The following is a 15,543-nucleotide window of genomic DNA, read 5'->3' as shown; positions in this document are numbered from 1 at the left end:
AGCAATGCTTACCTACCGTCCGTCAAGTCCCAAAAACCGTCCTCTCCGGCCGCGCGGCGGAGGCCATCGCACGGTGGCTCGGCAAGGCCTTCCGCAGCAAGTCTGTCAAGCACTGCCACGACATCGCTAAGACCTCGCGCATCCGCATAGTGCATCGGTCCGCCCCGCCAGCGCGGAAAACCGTAGCCATGAATCTTCACGAGGTCGATGTCGGCGACGCGGAGCGCTATCCGCTCCTCTAGAATGCGCGTTGCCTCATTGACCATGGGCAGGATGATGGCATCGGCAATCGACCCCTCGTCCCAAACACGTTGCAGCCGGCCTGCTGCCTCTTCGGCGATGATCGCCGCGACAGCTTCGGACGGTTTTGGCGCCCGGTCGCCCGGCTGGTAGTCGTACCAGCCCCCACCGGATTTCTGGCCGAAACGCTCGATGGCACAAAGCCGGTCGGCGACAGGCGCGAAGGGAGTTTCGCCATGCTCGCGGGCCGCCCTACGCTGGAAGGCAGCGATGTCGAGACCGCCGAGATCCTGCGCCTCGAACGGCCCCATCGGCAGGCCGAAAGCGCGCATGGTGGCATCGACAGCCGCCGGCGTCGCGCCCGAAAGCAGCAACCGTTCGGCCTGCGCACGGGTCACCTTCAAGATACGGTTGCCGATGAAGCCATCGCAAATACCGGCGCGAACTGGAATCTTGCCGAGCAATCGGGCAAGCGCGAAGCCGGTCGCCAGGACCTCCGGCGCCGTCTCCTCCGTCGGCACGATCTCCAGCAGTTTCATTACATGAGCCGGGCTGAAGAAATGCAGGCCGAGGAAACGTTCGGGATGTCTGACGCCTTCGCTGATCGCCTCCGGATCAAGGTAGGATGTGTTGGTGGCCAGCACTGCATCCCTCCGGCAGACCGCCGACAATTTTTCGAAGACTGCGCGCTTGACGGCAAGATCCTCGAAGACGGCTTCGATGACGAGGTCCGTATCGGCAAGCATTTCGTAGTCATCAATGCCTGTGACGCCGGACATCCGTTCATCCGCAACGGCCTGCGTAATGCGGCCACGCTTCATCGAAGCGTCGTATATGGCCCGAACATTGGCAAGCCCGCGCTCGACTGCTGCCTTGTCTCGCTCGACGAGCACGATCGGCAGTCCGGCATCACGCAACGCCGCGGCAATGCCCGCCCCCATCGTGCCACCACCGATGACCGCGGCCGAACGGATATCGTGCGGCGTCACCCCGGCAAGCTCTAGTGGACGGGGTGCGGCACGCTCTGCGAAGAAGACATGCCGCAACGCTGCTGCCTGCTCGGAACCTCGCAGGTGCAGGAAGGTCTCGCGCTCGAAGGCCATGGCACTGGCGAAATCCGTTTCGCTGGCGTTGCGGACGGAGGCGAGTGCCCTGAGCGGCGCGACTTCGCGTTTTACCTTGGCAGCGACGGCCGTTTCCGCGCCTTCCCAGAATCCGGCATCGACCTCGGGGACAGCGCGGGCGGAAATCGGCTGCAGCACTGGTTTTTCGGCAATGTCGTTCGCAAAGTCAATCGCACCGGCACGCAGGTCACCGTCGATCACCGTATCGATGAGGCCCAGTGCTTGTGCCTTCATCGCCCCGACCGGGCTTCCGCTCGTCACGAGATCAACGGCCGCAGCAGGGCCGATCAGGCGCGGCAGGCGCACCGTGCCGCCGGCACCGGGGATGATGCCGAGTTTCACTTCCGGCAAGCCGAGGCTGGCGGAGGCAATGGCCACGCGATAGGCGCAGCCGAGTGCGACTTCGAGGCCGCCACCGAGCGCGCTGCCATGGATAGCCGCGACCCAAGGCTTTTTCGCATTCTCGATGATCGCTACCACATCCGGCAGATGCGGCGGTTGCGGCGGCTTGCCGAACTCGCTGACATCCGCCCCGGCAATGAAGGTGCGGCCGGCGCAGATCAGGACGACGGCCTTTACCGCAGCGTCCGCATCGAGTTCCGCCACCGCCTCGACCAGTTCCTGACGCAGCGCCTGCGACAGCGCGTTGACGGGCGGGTTGTCGATAGTGACAACGGCGATAGCTGTTTGGCGCGCGATGGTAATTGTCATTGCTTTATATTCCCAGGTAAGCGGAGCGGATACGCTCGTCTGCAATCAATTCGGCGGCCGAGCCGGACAGCGTTATGCGCCCGGTTTCCATGACATAGCCGCGATCGGCAACGGAAAGCGCGCTAAAGGCGTTTTGCTCGACGAGGAGCACGGTAACACCGAGCGCCTTCATGCCTTTCACCACGTCGAAGATCTGGGCGACAAGGATGGGCGCGAGGCCCATGCTCGGCTCATCGAGCAGCAGGCAGGAGGGACGGGCCATCAGCGCGCGGGCTTCCTCGACCGTCAGGTTGGTAAAAATCTGGCGGCCTTCCGGCGACTGCGCAAGGCCCCGTTTTACACGGGCGTGCGCCCGCACGGAGGTCAGCGTCTCGCCGCGGAAGACGATCGAGCCGGACGAAACCGGCTGGATGCCGGCGAGGCATTTGAGCAGCGTCGTCTTGCCGGCGCCGTTCGCGCCGACCACCGTGACGATCTCGCCGGACGCCACGTCGAGGGCGCGGCAAAGCCGAGGGCAAGCGCCAGTGAACCTGCGAGCGCAGGTGTCGTCAGAAATTTCATGTTGGTTTCTCCTCCCAAAGAAAAAGGTTTAATTCGAAGTTCCTCTCACGCCGCCACAGGGCGGCGCCACATCACCACGCGGAACCGGTTTGCAACGAAAGCCGCATCCGTCAGGCTGGCATTGCCCGCAGGGTTGGCGCCGGTAACGTGGAAATCGCTAAAGGCGGCGCTCTGATTGACGTAGATGCCGCCGGTCAGGTTGACCGAAAGGTTGACACCAGCCGTCGCGAAGCGATCGGCTGCAGCGAGAATTTTCCCCTCGTCTGTTTCGTAGAGTGCGGCCGTAATCGCCCCCTTGCGCTCGGCAAGGTCGGCGGCGCGGTCTACGCCATCGGTGACGTCATCGACCGCGACGACAAAGGCAATCGGGCCAAAACGTTCTTCATCAAATGCATCCGTATCGGCTGCATCGACGGCGAGGATCAAGGGTGTGGCGGTGCGTGCGTCATCCAGCCCTTCGATCGGCGCGGATTCGCGCACAATGTGGCCAAGCGATCGGGCTTCGGCAATGCGAGAGAGCGTAGCGGGATTGGCAATGGCGCCGCAGACGCCGGCGCCGCGCGCCGGATCGGCAAGCAGGCCATCGACAGCCTTGGCGATGCCGATCGCGATCTCGTCAAAGCTCTTGTGCCCCTCATTCGTGTCGACGCCGCCGCGCGGGACAAAGATATTCTGCGGGGCCGTGCACATTTGGCCAGAATAAAGCGAGAGCGAGAAAGCGATATTGCTGCACATGCCGGCGAAATCGTCGGTACTGCCGATGACGATGGAATTGACACCGGCCTCTTCGGTATAAACGTCGGCGGTGCCTGCATTTCCACGAACCCAAGTCCCAAAACTGTTGGAGCCGGTGTAGTCAACGATGGCGACCGCCGGATGCTGCACAAGGTCTTTGGTGATTTCGGAACCGGGCGCATCGGCAGCGAGAAGCACGATATCGGCGGCAAAACCCTCTTCCACCAGCACCTGCCTGATAATCTCGACAGTAATGGCAAGCGGTAGGATGGCGGCCGGATGCGGCTTGACGATTATAGTGTTGCCGGTGGCAAGGCTGGCGAAGAGGCCAGGGTAGCTGTTCCAAGTCGGGAAGGTGTTGCAGCCGATGACCAGTGAAACGCCGCGCGGCACGACGCACCAGTGCTTTTCCATGACGATCGGCGCACCCTTGCCCTGCGGCTTCGTCCAGGTCGCCTGCGCGGGCGTGCGGGTCATTTCGGCATAGGCGTAAGTGACGGCTTCGAGGCCGCGATCCTGCGCATGCGGGCCGCCGGCCTGGAAGGCCATGCCGAAAGCCTGGCCCGTGGTGTGCATGACGGCATTGGCCATTTCGAAACTGCGGGCGTTGAGGCGGGCTAGGACTTCGAGGCAGACGCCGGTGCGCACCTGTGGCGAGGCTGCGGCCCACTGCGGAGCGGCGGCACGGGAGGCCATGATCAACATATCGACCGATGCTGCTGGATAGGTGACGCCAAGCGGCGGCCCGAAAGGCGACACTTCCGCACCCACAGAGCCTTCCGCCGGATGATCGGCTAGCACGAAGGTCTTGCCGAGCCGGGCCGTATAGGCAGCGAGGCCGTCATCCTTAGCAGTCTCGCCGTAGATCTTGCCGCTCGGTACTTCCGGATAAGCAGACCAGAAGTCACGTGTAACAGTGGCTTGCAAAGCAGCCTCCACCGTCGGACGATGGCGCTCGAATAGTCCGCTCATGTTTTACTCCTCCCAATCCGCGCATTTATAATTGACTGACCGGCCGGTTTATGCAAGAACTTTTTTACGGTCGCCGTTGGGAAGGGCGACAGGGAGGAAATATGACAAATTCCGACACCATTCTGTCGGCGCTCGCCGATGGCGTTCTCAGCCTGACGCTGAACCGTCCGGATAAACTGAACGCGTTCAACGAAGAAATGCACGTTGCGCTACGAACCGGGTTCGAACGCGCTCACGCCGACGCAGATGTTCGTGCGGTGCTTCTGACAGGCGCCGGCCGCGGCTTTTGCGCTGGTCAGGACCTCGGCGACCGCGATCCTAGCAAAGGCGTTCCCGATCTCGGCCACACGATCGAGACCTACTATAACCCGCTGCTCCGCCTCATTCGCAGCCTCGAAAAGCCGGTGATCTGCGCCGTCAACGGCGTTGCCGCCGGCGCCGGCGCCAACATCGCCTTTGCCTGCGACATCACGCTTGCCGCCCGCTCGGCCCGCTTCATCCAGGCTTTTGCCAAGATCGGTCTCGTGCCGGATTCCGGCGGCACCTGGAGCCTGCCGCGCCTCATCGGCGAAGCGCGCGCCAAGGCACTGACGCTGACCGCCGAACCACTCGGCGGAGAAACCGCCGCCGAGTGGGGCCTGATCTGGCGCGCCGTCGACGACGACACGCTGATGGACGAGGCAGTCGCACTCGCCACCCGCCTCGCCGCCGGCCCGACCCGCGGGCTCGGCATGACGAAGCGCGCCATTCAGGCCGCCGCCACCAATTCGCTGGACCAGCAGCTCGACCTTGAACGCGACCTGCAGCGCGAGGCCGGCCGCAGCGCCGACTATGCCGAAGGCGTCTCCGCCTTCCTCGAAAAGCGCAAGGCCGAGTTCAAGGGCAAATGAGCGCCGCCAGCCTCTCCCCGCAGGCGCTGGCCGAAGCCTGCGCCAAAGCCTTGTGGGACGACGACAATGCCACCCGCCATCTCGGCATGGAGCTTGTCTCCGTTGCCCCAGGCGAGGCGACGATCACCATGACGATAGCAGACAGCATGACGAACGGCCACGGCACCTGTCACGGCGGCTACATGTTCACACTGGCGGATTCGGCCTTTGCGTTTGCCTGCAACACCTACAACCAGCGCACCGTCGCCCAACACGGTTCGGTGACCTTCATCGCACCGGCGTTCCGGGGCGACCGGCTGACGGCGACGGCACGGGAGGTGTCGCGTCGCGGTCGGGGCGGTATCTACGATATAGGTATTACCAATCAGGAGGGCGAGGTGATCGCAGAATTCCGCGGTCATTCGCGAACAGTCAAAGGCACATACCTGCCGGAATAAACCCCGTTTCGGTACCATCCCGCATTCTCGGAGGAGATTTTTTATGGAAGACCTTTCCCCCCGCCCCGGCGACCTCGAGGCAATCGAAACTGCTTCGCGCGACGAAATTTCAGCGCTGCAGCTCGAGCGCATGAAGTGGTCGCTGACCCACGCTTACGAAAACTCTCCCTTCTATCGCCAGCGCTTCGACGAGGCGGGCGTGCACCCCTCCGACCTGAAGACGCTTTCAGACCTCGCGAAATTCCCCTTCACTACCAAGAAGGACCTGCGCGACACCTATCCGTTCGGCATGTTCGCCGTGCCGCGTGAAAAGCTCTCGCGAATCCATGCCTCCTCCGGCACGACTGGCAAACCAACTGTCGTCGGCTACACAGCTAAGGACATCGACACCTGGGCAAGCGTTGTCGCCCGCTCGATCCGCGCATCCGGCGGCCGCGCCGGGGATATCGTGCACGTCGCATATGGTTACGGCCTGTTCACCGGCGGCCTCGGCGCGCATTACGGTGCCGAAAAGCTCGGCTGCACGGTCGTGCCGATTTCTGGCGGGATGACCGAACGCCAGGTCACGCTGATGCAGGATTTCAAGCCGCGCATCATCATGGTCACGCCCTCCTACATGCTGTCCATCCTCGACGAATTCCGCCGCCATGGCATCGATCCACGCGAAAGCTCGCTCGCCGTTGGCATTTTTGGTGCCGAGCCCTGGACGAACGCCATGCGCGAGGAAATCGAACAGACCTTCGACATGCACGCCGTCGACATCTACGGCCTCTCGGAAGTCATGGGGCCTGGCGTCGCCAATGAGTGCGTCGAGACGAAGGATGGTCTGCACATTTGGGAAGACCATTTCTACCCCGAAATCATCGACCCTGTGACGGGCGCGGTCTTGCCGGACGGTGAACTTGGTGAACTCGTCTTCACGACACTAACGAAAGAAGGTCTGCCCATCGTCCGCTACCGCACGCGCGATCTGACGCGGCTGCTTCCTGGCACCGCACGTGCTATGCGCCGCATGGAGAAGATTACCGGCCGCTCCGACGACATGATGATCCTGCGCGGCGTCAACGTCTTCCCGACCCAGATCGAAGAGCAAATCCTGAAATGTCGCGGTCTTGCCCCCCATTTCCAGATTGAGCTGAGCCGCGCCGGCCGTATGGACAACATGACAGTTCATGTCGAATGTACGCTGGAGGCGACCGATGAGGACGCGCGCGCCGGATCGGCGAAGGAACTTGCCCATCACATCAAGAGCATCGTGGGTGTGTCTACCAAAATTACGGTGCATGAGCCAGGTGGCGTAGCGCGCTCCGAGGGCAAGGCAAAGCGCGTGGTCGATAACCGTCCAAAAGAGTGAATGAACGCAGCGCCGGTATAGCGGGGCGCGGGGTTGGCTGTGTATAGGGAGGGTGGCCGCCCTTCCGCAGCCACGGCCGAACAAGCAGAGCAGGAACTATGGCACGCACGCGCGCAGTAGACTTCGAGGAAAAGCAGAGGAGCATTCTGGCGAGCGCCGCAGCGGTGTTTGCCGAGATCGGCATGGAGAAGGCTTCTATGTCGATGATCGCCTCGCGCAGTAGCGTCTCGAAGGCCCTACTCTACCACTACTATCCGAGCAAGGACGCGTTGATCTTCGACATCGTGCGCACCCATCTGGCGGAGTTGGAGGAGGCGATCGAAGCGGCGGATCGCACCGATGTGCCGCCGCAGGAGCGGCTGCGCCTTCTGGTAAAGGCCGTGCTAGCGAACTACGAGGGTCGGGACAATGAACACAAGGTCCAGCTCAACGGCACGAGCGCCCTGTCCCAAGAACAACTTGCCGAATTGCAGACGATCGAGCGACAAATAGTCAAGCGTTTCTCGGGTGCCATTCTCGATATCAACCCCGATCTCAACAGGGATCGTCCACTGCTGATGCCTGTCACCATGTCGCTCTTCGGCATGATGAACTGGGTTTATATGTGGTTCCGCCCGAACGGGCCAATTACACGGGATGAATATGCGGATATAGCCACGACGCTTATCCTCGAAGGATTGAAAGCTGTTCGCTGATCAATCGCCTAGTTTCAGCCTTTCGAGAATGAGCGGGTCATATTCCGGCGCGACGATACGACGCCTTCCGGGCTCGGGTTCTGTCAGCGGCGATGTCAGCACGAGTTTGTGCTTCGCTTCCAGCGCGAGCCGTTGATAGACCGCCGTGCCTTGGCGTTTCCAGGCAATTTCCTCTGATGTTAGTTCGCGAACCACCCGTGCTGGAGCGCCGACCACAAGGCTATTTGGAGGGATCTTAGCGCCGGCTTTGACGAATGCCATGGCGGCGACGATGCAATTTTCTTCAATAACGGCCTCGTCCATAACGACAGCATTCATGCCCACCATGGCGTTGCGGCCGATCCGGCATCCGTGCAGCACCGCCCCGTGACCGATATGTCCCCCTTCCGCAACGACCACTTCGAGATTGGGGAAACTGTGCACGACGCAGGTCTCCTGCACGTTGGATCCGCGTTCAAGGACAATACGCCCGAAGTCCCCACGAAGAACCGCCCCAGGCCCCACGTAACACGCCGGCCCCACGAAGACATCGCCGATGACCACTGCTGCAGGGTGCACAAAGGCGGCTGGATCGATTACCGGAACCACGCCGTCGTAAGCATATATTTGCGCCACCAGTCCTCTCCCTTCTTATCGACATCGCACCCGGTCTCAGCAACGCTTTCCAGCCGCTCAGCGAATTCGCGCCGGAGTGTTCGGCGTAGCTAGGCCGCGTTGTATCGCCTGATATCCACCGGGTCCGTCGGCCGCATTTCCCGCACGCGGACCGGCTTGCCTATTTCATCCACCGCCACCATTGTAAAATAGCAAGAATTGGTGTGACGCCGGACGCCCGAGCGAATCTGCTCCGCCTCTACGCGAATGCCGATTTCCATGGAGGTTCGGCCTGTATAGTTAACGCAAGCGCGGAAAGTGACGAGTTCGCCGACATGGATCGGCTCCTTAAACATCACCTGATCGACCGAAAGCGTCACGGCATATTGCTGTGAATAGCGAAAGGCACAGGAAAACGCGACGCGATCGAGCAGGTTGAGCAGCGCACCACCATGAACCTTTCCCGAAAAATTTGCCATGTCGGGCGTCATCAGAACGGTCATGTCCAAGCGACGTGGATCCTGCTCGATCGGTGTCATGCGGTCACACCCTGGTTTTAGCCACCATCGTCAAAACGTCGTACTGTGCCACGGTCGCACCCAACTGGTTTGTCACGTTGCAATCCCAGCGGACTTCGCCATGGTCGGCATCGACACGCGGGTTGATTTCTTTGCAAGTCAATTTCACCTGCAATGTGTCATCCGGATTCACCGGAGTGAGAAAGCGCAGGTTGTCGACACCAAAGTTGGCAAGCACCGGCCCCGGCGCTGGATCAACAAACAGCCCGGCCGCGAAGGAGACGATCAGATAGCCGTGGGCGACGCGACCGTCGAAGAACGGATTGGCCTTGGCCGCCGCCTCGTCCATATGAGCGTAGAAAGTGTCGCCGGTAAAGCCAGCGAAATGTTCGATGTCTTCCAATGTCACCGTGCGGGTGGCGGTGACGAGCTGGTCGCCGATGCAAAGCTCGGCCAGCGACTTGCGGAAAGGATGTTCGCCGCCGACGTGCACCTCGGCGCCGGCAACCCAGCGGCCCGTGACGGCCGAGAGCAGCGTCGGCGAACCCTGGATAGCTGTACGCTGCATGTAGTGCTTGACGCCGCGCATGCCGCCGAGTTCCTCGCCGCCGCCGGCGCGGCCGGGACCACCATGGACGAGGCCCGGCAGAGGCGAACCATGGCCGGTCGAGGTCTTTGCGCTGACGCGGTTGCCGATCAAGACACGTCCGTGATACGGCGCCATGCCGAGCACGACTTCTTTCGCGAATTCTGGATCGTTGGTGAAGACCGACGTGACGAGGCTGCCCTTGCCGCGGCGAGCGAGGTCGACGGCTTCTTCGGCGGAATCATAGGGCATGACGGTGCTGACCGGACCGAAGGCCTCGACATCATGTACGGCCTTGGCTTCCCAGGGCCGGTCGCAGTACAGCAGCACAGGATTGAGGAAGGCGCCGGCTTCGGCATCGCCCGAAACGACGCGCGGCATGTCGGGATCGCCAGCGACGATTTCGGCATCGCCGAGCAGATCGCGGATGCGGGCACGGACTTCGTCGCGCTGGTCGAGGCTCGCAAGCGGCCCCATGCGGACGTTCTCATCGGTGGGATTGCCGAGCACCGTCTTGCTGAGCCGGTCACCCAGTGCCGCGACGAGCGAATCGCAATGGGCGCGCGGGACGATGACGCGGCGGATGGCGGTGCATTTCTGCCCGGCCTTCGACGTCATTTCGCGGGCAACCTCCTTTACGAAGAGATCGAATTCCTCGGTTCCGGGGCCGGCGTCGATGCCGAGCACGGAGGCGTTGAGGCTGTCGGCCTCCATGGTAAAGCGCACGGAATTGCCGATAACGGCCGGATGGCTCTTCAGCTTGCGGCCGGTCGAGGCAGAGCCGGTGAAGGTAACGACGTCTTGGCCCTCGACATGGTCGAGAAGGTCGCCGACCGAACCAGCGATCAGCTGCACCGCGCCTTCCGGCAAAAGGCCGGTTTCGACCATGCGGCGCACCATCAGCTCCGTCAGATAGGCCGTCTGGCTGGCGGGTTTGACGATGGCCGGCATGCCGGCGAGCAGCGTGGGAGCGAGTTTTTCGAGCATGCCCCAGCAGGGAAAGTTGAAGGCATTGATGTGGACGGCCACGCCCTGAAGCGGGCTGAGAATATGCTGGGCAGAGAAACTGCCGTCCTTTGAAAGCGCCTCGACATCGCCGTCGAGCAATACGCGGGTGTTCGGCAGTTCGCGCCGGCCTTTCGAGGCGTAGGAGAGCAGCGTGCCGATGCCGCCGTCTATATCGACCCAGCTGTCGGCGCGGGTGGCGCCGGTGGCGGTGGAGAGTGCGTAGAACTCCTCCTTCCGGTCCATCAGCGCCAGACCAAGCGCCTTCAGCATCGCAGCGCGCTCATGGAAGGACATCCGGCGCAGCGCCGGGCCGGCCTTTTCGCGGCCATAGGCGAGAGCGCTTGCGAAATCGATACCACTGGAATCGATGAAAGCGACGGGCGCGCCGGTCGAGGCGTCGAGAAGCGGAACGCCTTCTTTCGCCCCTGCGGTCCAGCTGCCGCAGACATAGCTTTCAAGCCGGCGAGGCCGGGACGCCAGAATGTTCATGCTCGTTTCCTTCCTGTCAGATCAGTTTCAGCGCAGAAAGCTGCGCCTCGACATCCGCCTGCCATTCGGCAAGGAGGGTTTCATTGGGAGTATGGCGAAGGCCGAACCGGGAAAGCGTGCCGTAGCGCGCCGAGCCGGAAAGCCCGAAGCTCGCGGCAACCCGCGGGCGCCAGTAGGCGATGGATGCCAGGGCGGCATCGCGTTCCGTCGGGTTTGCCGCGATGCGCGTGAGGCCAGCGATGCCAAGTTCGAGATGGCGGGTTTCGCGCGGCAGGATGCGGCGGAAAACCTCGGCCAGCGGCTGGTAGGAGACGTGCGAAAGTTCGCGCAGCTGGATGACACCTGCCTTGCCCATCAGCACGTTCATGACGACGGCATCGACCCATCCCTCAAGCGGATAATGGAAGACCGAAAGGCGCATGTCGCCATCCTGACGCACGGCACCGATATCGGCGTCGCGCGAAAGACGCTCAGCCCACGGGTGATGGACGGCATAACGCCTGCCATCGGCGCCGAAGCTCTCCATGAGCTTCAACACCTGACCGGCATGGTCGGTTTTCTCGAGCACGATACGGGCAGCAGAAATTCGCTCCAGGATACCCGGCGCGTCGTTGATGGTATCGGCAAAACCGGCGGAACCCGCCAGCTCGCTGTCGACGAAGCTTGCCATCAGGCGCAGCAGTTCGCCGCGATAGCGCGCCGGCACGTTGTCCGGCGAAGTCAGGACGCCGCCTTGCGCGAGGTAGTCTTCGATCGGCATGGTTTCGGTGTCGGTCATGCGTTCGTCCTCCGCTCTCACTGGTCGTAGCTGACGACGACCTTGTCGGTCAGCGGGTAGCACTGGCAGGTGAGCACGTAGCCCTGCCGGACCTCGTAGTCCTCGAGCGCATGGTTGACCTCCATCTCCGTCTCGCCCTCGATGACCTTGGCGCGACAGGTGGAGCAGACGCCGGCCTTGCAGGCATAGGGCGCGTCGATGTTATTTTGGAGTGCAGCGTCGAGCAGGCTCTGGCCCTGCTTGGGCATGCTGAAGACGCGGGTCGCGCCGTCGAGCGTCACGGTGGCTTGGCAGCTGGCATTCGCATCCGCGCCATTGGCACTCTCAGCCCTCGCCCGCGCCCGGCCGGGCTGCGAGGAGGCGAAAAGCTCGAACTTGATCTGGTCGTCGCGCAGCCCGTGTTCGCGCAACGCGCCGGCGATCGCCAGCATCATCGGCTCGGGTCCGCAGATGAAGGCCGTCGTCACCGACTTCAGGTCGATCCAGCTCTTGAACAGGGCCGCGCATTTTTCCGCATTGACGCGGCCAGTGAAGAGATCAATGTCCTGCGCCTCGCTTTCGAGCACATGCAGGATAGAGAGGCGGCCGAGATAGCTGTTCTTCAGGTCCTCCAACTCCTCGCGGAACATGATCGAGGAAATCTGGCGGTTGGCATAGACCAGCGTGAAGCGGGAGCGCGGCTCGCGCTGCAGCGTGGTCTTGATGATCGACAGGACCGGCGTGATGCCGCTGCCGCCGGCAAAGCCGAGATAATGCTTGGACACATCCGGCTCGATATCGGTGAAGAAGGCGCCCATCGGCGGCATGGCTTCCAGCGTATCGCCCGGCTTCAGAAGCTCGTTGGCCCAGCTGGAGAAACAGCCGCCATCCACCCGCTTGATGCCGACACGCAGCACGCCCTCGTCGCGTCCCGCACAGATCGAATAGGAGCGCCTTAGCTCGTCGCCATCGAACTTGCGGCGGAAGGTCAGATACTGGCCTTGCGTGAAATCGAAAGCGGCACGGTCTTCCTCGGAGGGAACCAGCGTCACCACGACGGCATCGCGGGTCTCGCGGCGCACTTCAGTAACATTCAGGGAATGGAAACGTGCCATGGGCGGCCCTCATCCTTTGCTTCGGGTCAGATGCACTTGAAATAATCGAAGGGTTCCAGGCAGTCGGTGCAGCGATAGCTGGCCTTGCACGGCGTCGAGCCGAACTGGCTGATCTTCTCGGTGTTGGCCGATCCGCAGCGCGGACAGGCGATCGACAGGTTGGATCGACCCGAAAGCCGGTCGATGCGTTTCATCAACACGCCGTCGGCAGCCGTGCCATCGATCGGCGGCGCGATGCCGTAGGCCATTAGCTTCTCGCGGCCTTCCTGGCTGATCCAGTCGGTGGTCCAGGCGGGTGAAAGCTGACGCTTCAACTTGACCTTCCCGATGCCGCGCTCGTTCAGCGCGCGCTCGATGTCGATGTTGATTACCGTCGTTGCCGGACAGCCGGAATAGGTCGGTGTGACCGTGACGACAAGCGCCTCATCCTCCCAGGCGACATCGCGGATGATGCCGAGATCGACCAGCGAGATCACCGGGATTTCCGGGTCCGGCACGTCGGCAAGCCATGTCCAGACCTGCTGCGTCGACGGATGCTCAATCGAAAGATTCCGGGCGGTCATCATCGCCGCCTCCTACCAGGTCCCGCCGGGATAGGCGCGCTGCAGGAACTGTAGATCCGAGAGGATGAAGCCGAGATGTTCGGTGTGGATGCCGCGCTTGCCGCCCTTCTGCATATAGCCGTCGGCCGGCGTCTTTAGCGTCGCCTCATCCAGCGTCTCGGCCACCAGCTCGTCCCAGGATGCCTTCAACGATGCGGGCTCGGGAGCCACGCCATCAACGGCAACCGCAGCATCTGACGCATCGCCCACGAACAGCTCACCGGTATAGGGCCAGAGGTCGTCGAGCGCGTCCTGCATGCGGCGATGGCTCTCAGCCGTGCCGTCGCCAAGCCGGATTACCAGATCGCGGCTCCGATCGAGATGGTAGGAGACTTCCTTCAATGCCTTTTCGGCTATCTCGGCGACGCGCTTTTCGCTGGAGCTTTTGAGCGCTTTCAGCAGCACGTAGTGCCACGCATCGAAGAGGAACTGCCGCATCAGCGTCTTACCGAAATCACCGTTTGGGCGCTCGACGAGCAGCACGTTGCGGAAATCCAGACCATCGCGCAGATAGGCGAGAGCATCGGCGTTGCGCCCCTTGCCCTCGACTTCGCCGGCAAGGCCGAGCCACAGCTGTGTCTGGCCGATCATGTCGAGCGCTGTATTGGAAAGCGCGATATCCTCTTCCAGCGCCGGCGAATGGCCGCACCATTCCGAGAGGCGGTGACCGAGGATGAGGGTGTTGTCGCCCATCCGCAGCAGGAACTCGAAGAGGGCGGCGTTGTCGATCGTGGCCGTCTGTTGAGCCGCACCCATCACATATGCCCCACTTCTTCCGGCACGTCGAAGAAGGTCGGATGACGATAGACCTTGGAATTCGACGGCTCGAACAGGGGACCCTTGTCGGACGGCGCGCTGGCGGTGATGTCGCTGGAGCGCACCACCCAGATGCTCACGCCCTCGTTGCGGCGAGTGTAGACGTCGCGGGCATTGTTTACGGCCATCTCCGCATCCGGCGCATGCAGGCTGCCGACGTGGCGATGATTGAGGCCATGCTGGCCGCGGATGAAGACCTCCCAGAGGGGCCATTCGCTGGACATGATTTCTCTCCCTGGTTCGCGCTCATCTGCGGCGGACCGCCTTGCGAGCGTATTGGCTGGTATCGGGACTGTGGGATCGCGCGACTTGGGACGCGCGATCCGGAAAACGCCTATTCGGCGGCGATACGGGCTGCCTGACGGCGCGACTGCGCCTTCTCGGCATGCGCGACGAGACCGTCACGGAACCATTCGCCGTCGTCCCAGGCCTTCTTGCGGGCGTCGAGGCGCTCTGCGTTGCAGGGGCCGTTTCCGGCGATAACAGCGAAGAACTCGCTCCAATCCGGCTCGCCGAAATCGTAGCCGCCCTTTTCCTCGTTCCACTTGAGGTCCGGATCGGGAACGGTCAGGTCCAGATATTCGGCCTGCGGCACAGTCTGGTCGACGAATTTCTGGCGCAGCTCGTCGTTCGAGTTCTGCTTGATCTTCCAGGCCATCGACTGGGCCGAATGCACGGAGGCGTCGTCGGAGGGGCCGAACATCATCAGCGACGGCCACCACCAGCGGTTCAGCGCGTCCTGAACCAGCGCCTTCTGCGCAGGCGTCCCCTTCACCATCTTCATCAGGATGTCGAAGCCCTGGCGCTGGTGGAAGCTTTCTTCCTTGCAGATACGAACCAGCGCGCGGGCATAAGGCCCGTAGGAACAGCGCTGTAGCGGCACCTGATTCATGATCGCCGCACCATCGACCAGCCAGCCGACTGCACCGATATCGGCCCAGCTCAGCGTCGGATAGTTGAAGATCGACGAGTATTTCGCCTTGCCGGAATGCAGCTGCTCATACATTTCGTCGCGGCTGATGCCGAGTGTTTCGGCGGCACAGTAGAGATAGAGGCCGTGCCCCGCTTCGTCCTGCACCTTGGCGAGCAGGATCGCCTTGCGCTCCAGGGTCGGCGCGCGGGTGATCCAGTTGCCTTCCGGCAGCTGGCCGACGATTTCGGAATGGGCGTGCTGGCTGATCTGGCGCACCAGCGTCTTGCGGTAGCCTTCCGGCATCCATTCCTTCGGTTCGATCTTCTGGCCGGCGTCGATGCGCTCCTGAAAGGCGCGCTCGACCGGATCCATCTCGTCGAGGCTCCGGACGCGGGCGGCGTCGGTCTTTACCATCTGTGCATACAT

At 62.5% G+C, this 15,543-nt stretch carries 15 protein-coding genes and 1 pseudogene; 4 read left to right on the top strand and 12 right to left on the bottom strand.

Features of this window, described 5'->3' with window-relative positions:
- Positions 1-8: 8 nt before the first annotated feature.
- Genes JTP94_RS25135 through paaN form a run of 3 tightly spaced genes read right to left on the bottom strand, consistent with a single transcriptional unit; the run spans position 9 to position 4,343 of the window.
- Entirely contained in the window at positions 9-2,075 is a 2,067-nt protein-coding gene (locus JTP94_RS25135) for a 3-hydroxyacyl-CoA dehydrogenase NAD-binding domain-containing protein (protein WP_204853152.1), read from the bottom strand.
- Between the two features lie 4 nt (positions 2,076-2,079).
- Positions 2,080-2,631: an ABC transporter ATP-binding protein gene (locus JTP94_RS25130; RefSeq protein ID WP_204853167.1), complete on the bottom strand. Its 552-nt coding sequence runs from the start codon at positions 2,629-2,631 to the stop codon at positions 2,080-2,082.
- 50 nt (positions 2,632-2,681) lie between these two features.
- Entirely contained in the window at positions 2,682-4,343 is a 1,662-nt protein-coding gene (gene paaN / locus JTP94_RS25125; protein ID WP_204853151.1) for a phenylacetic acid degradation protein PaaN, read from the bottom strand.
- Between the two features lie 101 nt (positions 4,344-4,444).
- Between paaN and paaG the strand changes: the two genes are divergently transcribed.
- The 4 genes from paaG to JTP94_RS25105 all read left to right on the top strand — a co-directional run bounded on the left by paaG (position 4,445) and on the right by JTP94_RS25105 (position 7,719).
- Complete coding sequence (gene paaG / locus JTP94_RS25120) at positions 4,445-5,233, top strand: 2-(1,2-epoxy-1,2-dihydrophenyl)acetyl-CoA isomerase PaaG (RefSeq protein ID WP_204853150.1); 789 nt, start codon at positions 4,445-4,447, stop codon at positions 5,231-5,233.
- Positions 5,230-5,670 carry a hydroxyphenylacetyl-CoA thioesterase PaaI gene (paaI, locus tag JTP94_RS25115; RefSeq protein ID WP_204853149.1) on the top strand — a complete coding sequence of 147 codons (441 nt, stop codon included), beginning with the start codon at positions 5,230-5,232 and terminating at the stop codon, positions 5,668-5,670. The genes paaG and paaI overlap by 4 nt, the downstream gene beginning before the upstream one ends.
- Positions 5,671-5,713: 43 nt before the next feature.
- Entirely contained in the window at positions 5,714-7,024 is a 1,311-nt protein-coding gene (gene paaK / locus JTP94_RS25110; RefSeq protein ID WP_204853148.1) for a phenylacetate--CoA ligase PaaK, read from the top strand.
- Between the two features lie 98 nt (positions 7,025-7,122).
- Positions 7,123-7,719: a TetR/AcrR family transcriptional regulator gene (locus JTP94_RS25105; RefSeq protein WP_204853147.1), complete on the top strand. Its 597-nt coding sequence runs from the start codon at positions 7,123-7,125 to the stop codon at positions 7,717-7,719.
- Here JTP94_RS25105 and JTP94_RS25100 read toward each other — a convergent pair whose 3' ends face one another.
- The 9 genes and pseudogenes from JTP94_RS25100 to paaA all read right to left on the bottom strand — a co-directional run bounded on the left by JTP94_RS25100 (position 7,720) and on the right by paaA (position 15,543).
- Complete coding sequence (locus JTP94_RS25100; protein ID WP_204853146.1) at positions 7,720-8,334, bottom strand: phenylacetic acid degradation protein PaaY; 615 nt, start codon at positions 8,332-8,334, stop codon at positions 7,720-7,722.
- Positions 8,295-8,852 (bottom strand): annotated as a pseudogene (locus JTP94_RS25095) (acyl-CoA thioesterase). The gene JTP94_RS25100 and the pseudogene JTP94_RS25095 overlap by 40 nt, the downstream one beginning before the upstream one ends.
- Before the next feature lie 4 nt (positions 8,853-8,856).
- A complete protein-coding gene (gene paaZ, locus JTP94_RS25090; protein ID WP_204853144.1) occupies positions 8,857-10,914 on the bottom strand; it encodes a phenylacetic acid degradation bifunctional protein PaaZ in 2,058 nt (685 codons plus the stop codon).
- A 16-nt stretch (positions 10,915-10,930) separates the two neighbouring features.
- Entirely contained in the window at positions 10,931-11,692 is a 762-nt protein-coding gene (locus tag JTP94_RS25085; protein WP_204853143.1) for a Phenylacetic acid catabolic protein, read from the bottom strand.
- Positions 11,693-11,709: 17 nt separating this feature from the next.
- Complete coding sequence (gene paaE, locus JTP94_RS25080) at positions 11,710-12,786, bottom strand: 1,2-phenylacetyl-CoA epoxidase subunit PaaE (protein WP_204853142.1); 1,077 nt, start codon at positions 12,784-12,786, stop codon at positions 11,710-11,712.
- Positions 12,787-12,812: 26 nt separating this feature from the next.
- Positions 12,813-13,349 carry a 1,2-phenylacetyl-CoA epoxidase subunit PaaD gene (gene paaD, locus JTP94_RS25075; protein WP_204853166.1) on the bottom strand — a complete coding sequence of 179 codons (537 nt, stop codon included), beginning with the start codon at positions 13,347-13,349 and terminating at the stop codon, positions 12,813-12,815.
- A gap of 12 nt (positions 13,350-13,361) precedes the next feature.
- Positions 13,362-14,144, bottom strand: a complete 783-nt coding sequence (gene paaC / locus JTP94_RS25070; protein WP_204853141.1) for a 1,2-phenylacetyl-CoA epoxidase subunit PaaC — start codon at positions 14,142-14,144, stop codon at positions 13,362-13,364.
- Positions 14,144-14,428 (bottom strand): 1,2-phenylacetyl-CoA epoxidase subunit PaaB, encoded by a 285-nt coding sequence (gene paaB, locus JTP94_RS25065; protein WP_204853140.1) that lies wholly within the window; start codon positions 14,426-14,428, stop codon positions 14,144-14,146. The genes paaC and paaB overlap by 1 nt, the downstream gene beginning before the upstream one ends.
- A gap of 110 nt (positions 14,429-14,538) precedes the next feature.
- The gene (paaA, locus tag JTP94_RS25060; protein WP_204853139.1) at positions 14,539-15,543 is read right to left on the bottom strand and encodes a 1,2-phenylacetyl-CoA epoxidase subunit PaaA; all 1,005 of its coding nucleotides are present in this window, start codon (positions 15,541-15,543) and stop codon (positions 14,539-14,541) included.

This window comes from Martinezella lusitana, from assembly GCF_016901135.1.
Classification (GTDB): Bacteria; Pseudomonadota; Alphaproteobacteria; order Rhizobiales; family Rhizobiaceae; genus Rhizobium; species Rhizobium lusitanum_D.
The sequence above is the reverse complement of the archived record's forward strand: the minus strand, read 5'-3'. Positions and strand labels throughout refer to the sequence as shown.